Annotated in this window: 9 protein-coding genes; 4 read left to right on the top strand and 5 right to left on the bottom strand. The window is 31.8% G+C overall.

The features are described from left to right. Positions 1 to 51 precede the first annotated feature (51 nt). Complete coding sequence (locus JM82_RS03375) at positions 52 to 1,035, top strand: glycosyltransferase family 2 protein (RefSeq protein ID WP_145001235.1); 984 nt, start codon at positions 52 to 54, stop codon at positions 1,033 to 1,035. Positions 1,036 to 1,275: 240 nt separating this feature from the next. After that, positions 1,276 to 2,136, top strand: a complete 861-nt coding sequence (locus JM82_RS03370) for a flagellar motor protein MotB (protein WP_145001234.1) — start codon at positions 1,276 to 1,278, stop codon at positions 2,134 to 2,136. A 135-nt stretch (positions 2,137 to 2,271) separates the two neighbouring features. Here the strand turns inward: JM82_RS03370 and JM82_RS03365 are convergent, their stop codons facing one another. The 3 genes from JM82_RS03365 to JM82_RS03355 form a co-directional block, all read right to left on the bottom strand. After that, positions 2,272 to 2,892, bottom strand: coding sequence for an L-threonylcarbamoyladenylate synthase (locus tag JM82_RS03365; RefSeq protein ID WP_145001233.1), 621 nt, complete (start codon positions 2,890 to 2,892; stop codon positions 2,272 to 2,274). Between the two features lie 17 nt (positions 2,893 to 2,909). Continuing rightward, the gene (locus tag JM82_RS03360; protein WP_145001231.1) at positions 2,910 to 5,243 is read right to left on the bottom strand and encodes an ATP-dependent helicase; all 2,334 of its coding nucleotides are present in this window, start codon (positions 5,241 to 5,243) and stop codon (positions 2,910 to 2,912) included. Positions 5,244 to 5,322: 79 nt separating this feature from the next. Next, on the bottom strand, positions 5,323 to 6,891 hold the full coding sequence (locus JM82_RS03355) for a hypothetical protein (RefSeq protein ID WP_145001229.1): 1,569 nt from the start codon (positions 6,889 to 6,891) through the stop codon (positions 5,323 to 5,325). Between the two features lie 203 nt (positions 6,892 to 7,094). Between JM82_RS03355 and JM82_RS03350 the strand changes: the two genes are divergently transcribed. After that, complete coding sequence (locus JM82_RS03350) at positions 7,095 to 8,648, top strand: FMN-binding glutamate synthase family protein (RefSeq protein WP_145001227.1); 1,554 nt, start codon at positions 7,095 to 7,097, stop codon at positions 8,646 to 8,648. A 154-nt stretch (positions 8,649 to 8,802) separates the two neighbouring features. Then, a complete protein-coding gene (locus JM82_RS03345) occupies positions 8,803 to 9,321 on the top strand; it encodes a hypothetical protein (protein ID WP_145001225.1) in 519 nt (172 codons plus the stop codon). Between the two features lie 71 nt (positions 9,322 to 9,392). On the opposite strand, the gene JM82_RS03340 is transcribed toward JM82_RS03345, so the two are convergent. Together JM82_RS03340 and JM82_RS03335 are read right to left on the bottom strand one after the other, a co-directional pair. Further along, positions 9,393 to 10,310, bottom strand: coding sequence for a patatin family protein (locus JM82_RS03340; protein WP_145001223.1), 918 nt, complete (start codon positions 10,308 to 10,310; stop codon positions 9,393 to 9,395). A gap of 1 nt (position 10,311) precedes the next feature. Further along, on the bottom strand, positions 10,312 to 12,312 hold the full coding sequence (locus tag JM82_RS03335) for a M1 family metallopeptidase (RefSeq protein WP_145001221.1): 2,001 nt from the start codon (positions 12,310 to 12,312) through the stop codon (positions 10,312 to 10,314). Positions 12,313 to 12,716 lie beyond the last annotated feature (404 nt).

Raw genomic sequence — 12,716 nt, 5'->3', positions numbered from 1 at the left:
TTTTGTTTAGTCTAAAGCATAAATAAAAAAACCAAAACGCCTTTAAAAAATTTGAAAATAGCAGTCGTTATATTAAACTGGAATGGAAGCGCATTGCTTGAGCAATTTTTACCATCTGTTATTGCATACTCTAAAGATGCAACCATTTATGTGGCTGATAATGCGTCAACTGATAATTCTGTAACATTTATTAAAACAAACTATCCTGAGGTTATAATTATTCAAAACTCAGAAAATGGAGGCTATGTAAAAGGCTATAATGATGCTTTACCTTTTGTTAAAGAAGATATTTATTGCTTATTAAATAGCGATATTGAAGTTACGCCTAATTGGTTAGTCCCTATTTTAAAAACATTTAAAGAGCAACCTGAAACAGCCATTATACAACCTAAAATTTTAGATTACAAAAGCAAAGAAAAGTTTGAATACGCTGGTGCTGCTGGAGGTTATATAGATAAATATGGCTATCCATATTGTAGAGGTCGTATTTTTAATACAATTGAAGTTGATACCAATCAGTACCAAAACGAAACCATTTTTTGGGCATCAGGTGCTTGCTTATTTATTAGACAATCTACATTTAAGGCTTTACAAGGATTTGACGAATCCTATTTTGCCCATATGGAAGAAATTGATTTATGTTGGAGAGCGTTTAACAAGGGTTATTTAACCAAATACATTAATAATAGTACTGTGTATCACGTTGGTGGAGCAACCTTAAACGCAAGTAGTCCAAAAAAAACCTATCTAAATTTTAGAAACAGTTTGTTTACTTTAACTAAAAACGCCAAAGGATATATTGCATTATTAATTTTTGTAAGATTAGTACTTGATGGTATTGCTGCCTTAAAATTTTTAATAGAATTTAAGCCTAACCATTTAATAGCAATTTTAAAAGCACATGTATCTTTTTACAAACATTTACCTAAGCTACTAAAAAAACGAAAAGCAATCTCGCAAAAAACTGGCTATTACCAGACAAAATCAATAGTTTACAACTATTTTGTTTTAAATAAAAAAACCTTTGTCAAGTAAGTTTTTATTAAAAAAATAGAATAATTAAAAACTAAACGATATTTTACTTACGCTTTACTTACCCAAACAAAATACTGATTATTAGCTGATTAAATATTTTAATTATTATACTAAATTTTAACTGTCAGTTTTAAACCTTATTTGCTTTTAGTTTTAGCAAAAGTTTTGTTAAAGCGTATTTTAACATTTTAATTATTTATACTTTTGGTGTGTATAAATTTAATTTATCATTTAAAAATTATGAAAAAAATCCTTTTATTTAGTGCAGGTGCACTACTATTATTAAGCTCTTGTGTGTCTAAAAAAGAATTTGCTGCATTAGAAGCAAAACAAAAAGAAACACAGGATTTATTAAACACAGCAACTGTTAAACTTAACTCTTGTTTAGCTGACGAAGCAGCATCTGCAGCGCGTTTAGCAGAATTACAAGCTCGTTTAGCAGACATGAAAGCAAATAATCTTGCATTGATTGAAAGCACAAAAGATATGACAATGTTAACCGCTCAAGGCGCTAAAAACGTTGAAAAATCTTTAGAAAGCTTAAAAGAAAAAGACTTAAGAATTACAAGATTACAAGATGCTTTAACTAAAAAAGATAGTGTAACACTAGCTTTAGTAACTAGCTTAAAGAAAGAAGTTGGATTAAACGATCCAGACATCGAAATCAATGTTGAAAAAAGCGTTGTTTTTATCTCTTTATCAGACAAGTTATTATTTAAGAGTGGAAGCTATAACATTACAACTAGAGCTAATGAAATCTTAGGAAAAGTAGCAACAGTTATTAATGGAAAGCCAAACTTTGAAGCAATGGTAGAAGGTCATACAGATAACGTACCATACAACAAAGGTGGTGTATTAGTTGACAACTGGGATTTAAGTGTTAAGCGTAGTACAGCTATTGTTAGAGCTTTACAAGACTTAGGTGTTAAACCTCAACAATTAATTGCAGCTGGACGTGGTGATCATTTACCTTTAGTATCAAATGATACTGCAGAAAACAGAGCAATCAACAGAAGAACTAAGATTTACATCTTACCTAAGATTGATCAATTTTACGAAATGATTGAAACTGAAATGAAAAGTTTATCTAAAGAGAACTAATTCTTTTTATTAGAGTAAAAAAGCCCAACCTTTCGGTTGGGCTTTTTTTGTTTAAAATCTTATCGTTTAAAAATCATGAGTTTGAAAATCGATAGTATTAAAAGAGTTAATAGTCTGAATTATTAAAAATATGCTCTAAAAAATCTCGATACTACCTTTTCCTTCCCTTATTATTTCAGGTTGTTCACCTGACAAATCAATAATTGTTGATCCTTGGTTACCTCCATAACCACCATCAATAACTAAATCTACTAGGTTGTCCCATTTTTCTAAAATCAATTCAGGATCTGTGGTATACTCTAAAATTGTGTCATCATCTCTGATTGATGTGGACACAATTGGATTACCTAATGCCTTAACAATCTCTAATGCGATAGCGTTATTTGGCACTCTTATACCTACCTCCTTTTTCTTTTTAAAAGCTGCTGGCAACGTTTTGGATCCTGGTAAAATAAAAGTGTATGGTCCTGGCAGAGCACGTTTTAATATTTTAAAAGTTGTACTATCAATTTGCTTTACATAATCTGATAAATTACTAAGGTCATGACAAATAAAAGAAAAATTAGCTTTTTCTAACTTTACACCTTTAATCCTAGCGATACGCTCTAAAGCTTTTGAGTTAGTAATATCGCAGCCTAAACCATATACCGTATCTGTGGGATAAATAATAAGACCTCCTTTTTTAAGGATGTTTACTACCTTTTTAATTTCCTTAGGATTTGGATTTTCTTCATAAATTCTGATAAAGTCTGCCATAATAAATTTTTTAAATATTATCCTATAAGCTCTAATTTTGCAAAACGTAGTAAAAGCTTTTTCTTTCCTCCAAATTCAAAATCAATTTCAGCTTTAACATCTCCACCTTTACCTTCGATACTTAAAACATCACCTCTACCAAATTTTAAATGTTTAACGCGATTACCTACTGCTAAATCTCCATCAAACAGATTTGCTTCTGCTGAAGGCTTAACTTCTGAAGCCTTTTTAAGTTTTTTAGGAGCACTAATTTCAAAATTTACTGGCTTAGATTTGTCTTTCTTCTTCAATTTAGGTTGCATTGGTTTTTTAAATCTTACTTTATTAGGTGGTGTGTCGCCAAAGATATCTGCAGACAGCATTGGGTTAATGCGACGCTCTTCTATTGGTGTTATAATGTCTAAAAATTGATCGTCAATTTCTTCAATAAATCTACTTGGTTCTGAGTCTACTAATTTTCCCCAACGATAACGCGATAACGCATAGGTTAGATATGCTTTTTTCTCTGCTCTGGTTAAAGCTACATAGAATAAACGACGCTCTTCTTCAAGCTCGCTTCTTGTATTCATACTCATTGCACTTGGAAACAAGTCTTCTTCCAAACCAACGATAAAGACATTACTAAACTCTAATCCTTTTGAAGAGTGAATAGTCATTAACGCTACATGATCTGGATCTCCTTTGTCTCCATCAAGATCGGTTGCTAATGCGATATCTTCTAAAAACTCGGCTAAATCATCTTTAGAGTCTGCAATTTCCATTTGTCCTTCGACAAAATCCTTTATACCATTTAATAATTCTTCGACATTCTCTAAACGCGTGACACCTTCTGGAGTATTGTCTTTATTAAACTCTTTTATTAAACCACTAGTTTTAGTTACATACTCTGCTAAATCAAAAGCATTTGCTGTTTGATTCATTACCTGATAACTTTTAATAAGCGTGACAAAGTCTTTTAGCTTATTTTTTGTACCTCCATTTATATTTATATCTGTACTATCAATGTTTTCTAATAATCCAAAAATAGTTTTACCAGACTCATTAGCTGCAACCATTAATCTATCTATGGTTGTTTGACCAATACCACGTGCAGGATAATTGATAACACGTTTTAAGGCCTCTTCATCAGATGGATTTAAAATCAAACGTAAATATGCTGTAACATCTTTAATTTCTTTTCTTTGATAAAAAGACAAACCACCATATATACGATACGGAATACTTCTTTTACGCAAAGCTTCCTCCATTGCACGTGATTGTGAATTGGTACGATATAAAATCGCAAAATCACTATTTGGCACATGGTCTGTCATTTTTGTCTCCCAAATGGCACTAGCCACAAAACGACCTTCGTCACCATCTGTTAAACTGCGATGCACTTGCACTTTAGGTCCATCCACATTTGCAGTCCAAACTATTTTATCTAATTTAGTTTGGTTATGCTCTATTACAGAGTTTGCTGCTCCAACTATATTTTTTGTAGAACGGTAATTTTGTTCTAATCGGTACATTTTTACATCTTCATAATCCTTTTGGAAATTTAAGATGTTACTAATGTTTGCTCCTCTAAAGGCGTAAATACTTTGTGCATCATCACCTACCACACAAATGTTTTGAAAACGATCTGCTAAAGCACGTACAATTAAATATTGACTGTGGTTTGTATCTTGGTACTCATCCACTAATATATATCTAAACTTATCTTGATATTGCGCTAAAACTGAAGGAAAACGCGTTAACAGCTCGTTAGTACGAAGTAATAAATCATCAAAATCCATTGCTCCTGCTTTAAAGCAACGCTCCACATAAGCTTGATAGATTTCTCCCATTTTTGGACGCCTAGCCATAGCATCAGCTTCCATTAATTCTGGATTATTAAAATATGCCTTGACTGTAATTAAACTATTTTTGTAAGAAGAAATCCTGCTGTATACTTGCTTGGTTTTATACAAGTCTTTGTCTAAACCCATTTCTCTAATTATACTACCCATTAATTTTTGAGAATCTTGAGTATCATAAATAGTAAAATTACTTGGATAACCTAAATGGTGACCTTCAAAACGTAATATTTTTGCAAAAACCGAGTGAAAGGTTCCCATCCACAAGTTTTTAGCCTCACTTGCACCTACAATTTCGGCTATTCTGCCTTTCATTTCTTTGGCTGCTTTGTTTGTAAAGGTTAATGCTAAGATGTTGAAAGAGTCTACACCTTGATTCATTAAATAGGCTATTCTATAGGTTAGCACACGTGTTTTTCCAGAACCTGCACCTGCGATAATTATCATAGGTCCTTCTTTTTGAACTGTTGGCGCGTATTGTGCTTCGTTTAACTGACTTAAATATTTCTCCAATTTTTATTCTTTTTTAAAAAAGCAAAATTAACCAAACCCTCTGTTTTTACTCTAAAGATTTGTTATTAATTATAAACAATCAATCATCTTTTTTACCGTCACCTGCCATAGCAGAGATTAAACCTGCTTGAGCATTTTTCCAAACAAAATTAAATATTGATTTAGTATTGTCGCGTTCTACTGTTTTAGTATTGCTGTTTCTAAAGTTATCTTTAGCGTCTTTGCTATCCTTTGAAACAAAAATGTTTATTATTTTGGATAGTATTTTATTTTTTTCGCTACCGTTTTCTTTAAGTAAAATAATATCAAAATTAGTGTACTTTGTTTTTAAATCCACATTAGAGGTTGTAGCATTTCCATCTATTGTAAACAGTGTTTGCATTAAATTACCTTCTAATTTTAAATTTAAATTAGGTTGCATAAATTGGTTTAAATGGTCTGCTTGTAAGTCTCCTAAATTTGCTTTAAAAACAAAGCCATCATTAGGATCATTAACATCAAACGACCAATCCACCTTAAGTGGTGTACTTTGCATAAAGTTACAATCTATTTTAATTTCTGTTTTTTTAGGATTTAATTTAGTGTTACTTATGTGGTCTAAGCTTGCATTAAAGTCACTAAAAGTAAGCTGACCTGCTGTTTTATCTTGATTAACTTTTTCTTGGTAAACAATTTTACCTTCCACAATATTTATATGTTTAATATCTAATTTAACATTAAGCGACCTTAACATTGTACTATATAGGTCTTTTTGTGTTAAGTCGTCCGCAACTAACTTATCTCTGTAAATTGTCAAATCAGGTTTTGTAAAGGTAATTTTATCTGTGCTAAATCCCGATAATATGGTATTATCAAACTTAAAATCATAATTATCAATACGTATTTCTGGAGTTGCTAATTCAAAGTGATCACGCTCTGTGGTGATCACGTTTGATAATGCCACCTTATCATATTTTGTTTTTAAACTAAATCCAGATAAAGTCATTCTAGTATTATCTATTTTTAATTTATCAACACTTAAGTTTTCAAATCTGCTTATCTGATATTTTAAATTATTAGCGCTTAAAGTGCTAGATTTAAAATCGAAAAGCTTTGAAGACGCTAAATTATTATCAACAATAATCTGTGACATTGTAAAATCAAGATTGTTTGTGCTTAATAAAACGGAATCATTTTTGACATTAAGAACCTCAACTGAAGCCTTATTAACGCTAAGATTTTTAATGTAAATTGTTTTTTTTATGTTTTTAAAAACAGACTCACTGCCTTGATCTGTATCAGCCAATGGGTTGTGGTAATAAGTTACTTTTGGAGTATCAAAATTTAAGTGATCAAACTTTAAATTGTCATTAAATAAATAGTTCCAATAACTAAAATCTTTAATAGATAAACTACTTAATTTAACCTGAGCATTAATTTGATTTGTCGTTTTTCCTTTGACTGTTAGCAAAGGGGATTTTAAGGTAATATTACCCTGTAAAAGACTAACATCTAAATCGTCATACAATAAAGATATATGCTCTGGTAAATTAACGATATAGTTTTTAAGTTTATTTTTAGCTATAGTATTTGCTATTACTAACGATAGTATTACCAAACCTATAAAGGTAACAAATCCAATTACTATTTTTTTTCTTTTTATGCTCATACTATAAAGATAAAACTAACAATCTTAAGTACCTCAATTTTTAAAAATCTTTAAGAAAACTTAATTGATTAAACTATCAGTTAATTAAACAAACACTTCAAAGATTACTCATAAATCAAAAAAATATTATGATTTATTTGTAAGATAAATAGTAACTAAAAATAGAGATATTCGTTACTTTTGAAAAAAACCAATTTTAAAACATGGATACATTAACAAACCTGATTTCAAACATTTCTTGGTGGCTTTGGATTATAATAGTATTAGTTATAATAGCTATTAGAGACATTTTTCAAAAAAAGCATACGATAAGTCATAATTTTCCAATTGTTGGACATTTTAGGTATATGTTAGAAAAAATTGGACCAGAATTAAGACAATATCTTGTAGCTAATAACAGAGAGGAGCTTCCTTTTAATCGTATTGAACGTGGTTGGATTTATGCGTCTGCAAAAAAAGAAAATAACTACGAAGGTTTTGGTACAGACAGAGATATATACGCACATCAACATATATTTATTAATAACGCAATGATGCCTTATAAGGTAGAAGCTAATCATCCACACGCAGCAGACATGTCGTTTTTACCTTGTGCTAAAGTTATGGGCGAATATAATAAACGTAAAAAACCTTTTAGACCAGGTTCTGTCATTAATGTATCTGCGATGAGTTTTGGCTCGCTTTCCGCGAAAGCGGTTGAATCTTTAAACAAAGGTGTAAAAATTACTGGAGCTTACCATAATACTGGAGAAGGCGGTTTGTCTCCTTACCACAGTCATGGTGGAGACGTTGTGTTTCATTTTGGAACAGGATACTTTGGTGTACGTGCTGCGGATGGTGGATTCTCCATGGATAAAATGGTAAAATTAGTCGAAGACAATCCTTTTATTAAAGCTATTGAAGTAAAATTATCACAAGGTGCTAAACCAGGAAAAGGTGGTGTTTTACCAGGTGCAAAAATCACACCTCAAATTGCTGAAATCAGAGGTGTTGAAGTTGGTAAAGATGTGTTATCACCTCCTAACCACAAAGCGTTTAATAATGTCCCAGAATTAGTAGACTTTATAGAAGCTATTGCTGATAAAACTGGATTACCTGTTGGTATTAAAGCTGCTATTGGTAAATTAGAACAATGGGAAGAATTAGCTGATATCATGGTAAAAACTGGTAAAGGTCCAGATTTTATTACTGTTGATGGTGGCGAAGGCGGCACAGGTGCTGCTCCACCAAGTTTTGCAGATCATGTTAGCTTACCTTGGGTTTATGGTTTTGGAGATTTATATAAATTGTTTCAAAGTAAAGGATTAAGCGAGCGTATTGTATTTATTGGTAGTGGTAAATTAGGTTTTCCTGCTAAAGCTGCTATGGCATTTGCTATGGGAGCAGATTGTATAAATGTTGCTAGAGAAGCCATGATGAGTATTGGTTGTATCCAAGCACAAGTTTGTCATACCAATACCTGTCCAAGTGGTGTCGCAACACAAAATAAGTGGTTGCAAAACGGAATTGATCCAACGTTAAAATCAGAACGTTTAGCACAATATTTTAAAACCTTTAGAAAAGAATTTATCGAAATCACTCATGCTGCAGGTTATGAGCATCCATGCCAATTTAAAATGACAGATATTGAAGTTAATGTGGATGACCACAACTTATCTAAAGAACTAGACAGCACATATGGTTACAAAAAAACTGTGGTTCCGTTTAACGGAATACAAAGCTTAAAAGACTGTCGTTATCTAGGCGGAAAGGCTTAAAATGCTTTAAAGGGGTTTCAATCGAAACCTCTTTTTTTTTATTTCTATTTTAAACGCCATACAAACAAGTAGCACTTCTTACTATTACATTATCAGTTTACTTGTACAATAGTTTAAAACATATTAAGTTTGTTACTTAACTAAAATTTATCCCATGGAACAACAGCTTTTAAACTTACTAATGTATACAGTCCCTTCTATAATTACAGGAGCAATTGCCTATCTGTTTTTTAGAGAACATATGCAAAACGAAGAAGAGCGTCGTAAATTTAATATTGTTAAAACCTTAAGTAAAGAGTCTTTACCTGTTAGATTACAGGCTTATGAGCGTATCACACTGTTTTTAGAACGTATCTCTCCAAACAAACTTTTGTTACGTGTGGCACCTGTATCTTCAGACAAGCAAGCTTACGAGGATTTATTGATAAAAAACATCGAACAAGAATTTGAACATAACCTATCACAACAAATCTATTTAAGCAATGACTGTTGGACTATTGTAAATGCATCAAAAAGTGCAACCATACAGTTAATAAGAAAAGCAGGAATGAGTGATAAAATAGACTCTGCAAGCAAGCTTAGAGAAACCATTTTAAGCGAAATGATTGACAAGCCTGCACCAAGTAATGCTGGATTACATTATATTAAAAAGGAAGTTGGAGAAATCTGGTAACAAATTACGCATAAAAAAAAGCCTTATCAATTGATAAGGCTTTTTTTTATGCGTAATTATTAATTTACTATTTAAGGTATTGGCACTGTAGAGCTATACTCATCATGATTATCATATTTACCTTGCGCGTATAAATACCCTTGCAACCACCACTCTTCCATTAATTTTTTATTAAAAATCAATGAGTTTTCTGTTAACTTAGTTGGTGTGTAGTATAAGTTTAACTTTACATTTCTGTGTTTTGCTGCTAGTTTACCAATTGCAATATCTCCCTTTTCTACTTGATCCAATAAGTGACCAAACAAGTTTATCATTAACGAGAACGGGTTTTTACCCAACACCTTATTGTATTCTAAGTTTTCACTTTCTAAAACAATAGCATCAACTTCTGTTGCACCACGTAAAATAGCTTCCCTAATTGGTATTACACAACCTAAACCACCATCTGCATACTCAAAACCATCTTTTATAGCCAAAGACATAAACGGTATATAATTACAGGATATCCAAACCCACTCGCAAAACTCCTCGTAGCTGTAATCGTTAATAGACTTATATTCTACTCTGTTTTTAGATAGGTTTGTAACCGTAACAACCACATCTTCTTTAGTGGCTTTGATAATATCATATTCGGCTTTAGTAAAATGCTCCTTGATATGTTTTTTTAAGTTTTTACTTTCGCCAAAGGTTCGTTTTCTTTTTATAAATTGTAAAGCAGTATTAAAATAGTTAATCGATACATATTCTCTGTCTCCTTTTTTCTTAATCACAAATGGATTTATACTAAAAATAGAATTCTGATTAACATGCGTGTAAATATCATAAAGCTTTCCAATGTTTCCGGTCGCTAAATGCGGAATCAACAAACTTCCAGTAGACGTACCCAAAAACATATCGTACTTTTTACCTTCCTGCTCTATTAAATGTTGCGCAACGCCACCTGCAAATGCACCTTTACTTCCTCCTCCAGATATAACTAATGCTTTCAAATTATTGTTTTTGGTTATCCTGCAAATTACTAATTATAGATTTATATTTTTCATTTTCAGATAACAATTCTAAAAGTTGTTTAGCAAAACTTTTAAATCTCCAATTATAATGTTTTGAAGCCTCTTTTAAATTAACCAAAGCTTTTTCATTAAACAAACCTAAACTAGCCAAAGTATCAAATGCGTTTTGCCTTAATGTAAAACTGTTTTTAGAATCTGTGTATTGCACTAATTCATTATAAAAAGCTTCAGTATTATTAGGCTCATAATCAGGAGTGGCAATAGCTAGCGCTAACCATAATACTCTAACATTATAATTATTAAAACCGTATACCTTTTTAGTTTGGTCTAAATACAGGTTTCGCTTTCGCGGAAAATTAGCCCAGAGGTTATACAGTGCAGCTTCAATAGTTGTATAGGATTTATCTTGTAACAAAGATTCGTATTCCGATTGTAATGCCAACGGAATTTCGCGAACATGTTGCGCAATAGCTTGCCTTACTTTTACCGAATTTTCAAAATCCTTAGCCTGAATCTTATTTGGCATTTGACTAACCACTTTAATCTTAGTGTTATCAAATAAATAAGATGTTAAATAGTCCGAACACTTAGAAGAATACGCCTCACAATCAATTTGCAAATACCCATTTACAGCATCCGAATCCGATTTTAATTCCTCAATCATAACATCATATGGCAATAGCTTTGACTTTAACCAAAGACCAACAAAGTCTGTCAAATCCTGTCCCGAAGCTTTTTCAACTTCAACAATAAAATTTTTAGTCTCCACATTTTTAAAAGCATACGTATTCAAATAACTTTTAACAGCTTTTTTAAATGCCTTTTCACCAACTTGCTCACGTAACATATGTAAAACCCACGCACCTTTTTTATAAAACGTCGTGCTACTGGATTTTGGATCCAATAACATCGTGCCTTCTCCTGCTTTTTGCTGCTCCATTAACTCCTCTGTGTACTCATAAAGTCGCCAATAGTAATAATCATCTCCAAACACATCACGCTCTGCTAAAAGCGCGTAATACGTCGCAAATCCTTCTTGTAACCAATGGTGCATTCCAGAGGTTTCTGTTACTAAATCTCCAAACCATTGATGTGCTAGCTCATGTGCATTAACATTAACGTAATTTTTATCCACAAAACTAATGTCATCAATCATAAAGTCATCACTAAAAATGGTACAACTGGTATTTTCCATACCAGAATACAAAAAGTCTTTAACTGGTACTTGTTTATAATTTTGCCAAGGATAAGACACACCAAGTTCGTATTCTAAAAAGTCAAACATTTGTTTTGTGTAACGGTAGGTAGGTTCCACTTTTAGCGAATCTTCAGGATAGTAATATAATTCGATTGGAATTCCGCTTTTAGATGCGATAACCTGTTTATCATATTTCCCTATTGCCAATGCAACAAGATAACTTGACATAGGTTTTTGCATGTCATAATGCCAAGTAATAGTTGAATCGTTGACTTTTTTTTCAACCAACAAACCATTAGCAATAACCTGATAATCCTTATGATAAGTGATTGATAAATCAAATTCAATTTTATCATTCATATCATCAATACTTGGTAGCCAATGACTAGTATATTTACCTTGACCTTGCGTCCAGATTTGATTTGAATCTTCCTTTTCTGTAAAGTAAAGTGCTCTTTTAGGCTTTACTATGTACTCGATATTTAACTCGTGATACGTATTAGCTTTAAAAGCTGGTTTATATACAATTTGTTTTCCGTTATACTCAAAATCAAGATCATAATGATCATCATAAAAATTAATGATTTCCATATTTACAGCGTCAATAAATAAAGAATCAAAAGGCTTCAAAACTTTATAAATATACTTAGCTTTCCCTTTAACCGTATTATCTTTTTCAAAACTGACCTCAGCATTAATAGATATAAAATCAACAAATTCAGTTTGTTGTGCTTTCGCGGAAAGACATAAAAACGTAATAAATAGTACTAAGAAGTATCTCATAATTAGATTTAAACAAGGATTAGACCAAAATACAATTTTTTTGTGATGTCTTAACTCCTCTTTCTTTTGATTTCCTTAAAGGGAAATCAAAATTCATTCTTCTTTTTATCACTCGATTCATAATAAAATTGGCATAAAACTAAGCACAACTCGTCAGTTCGAGTGCTTCAAACTTAGGAGAAGTTTATCGAGAACCAAGCATTACTCTTAACGCTTCTCGATACAATTTGATCGTACCTCACAAATCACTCGAAGTGACGAAACATAATAACTGTAACATACAAAGCAATTAACACCACGTCAGTTCGAGTGCTTCAACCTTAGGAGAAGTTTATCAAGAACCAAGCATTACTCTTAACGCTTCTCGATACAATTTGATCGTGCCTCAAAAATCACTCGAAGTG

It is taken from the genome of Olleya sp. Hel_I_94, from assembly GCF_007827365.1.
Classification (GTDB): domain Bacteria; phylum Bacteroidota; class Bacteroidia; order Flavobacteriales; family Flavobacteriaceae; genus Olleya.
This window is presented reverse-complemented; position numbering and strand designations above follow the sequence as displayed.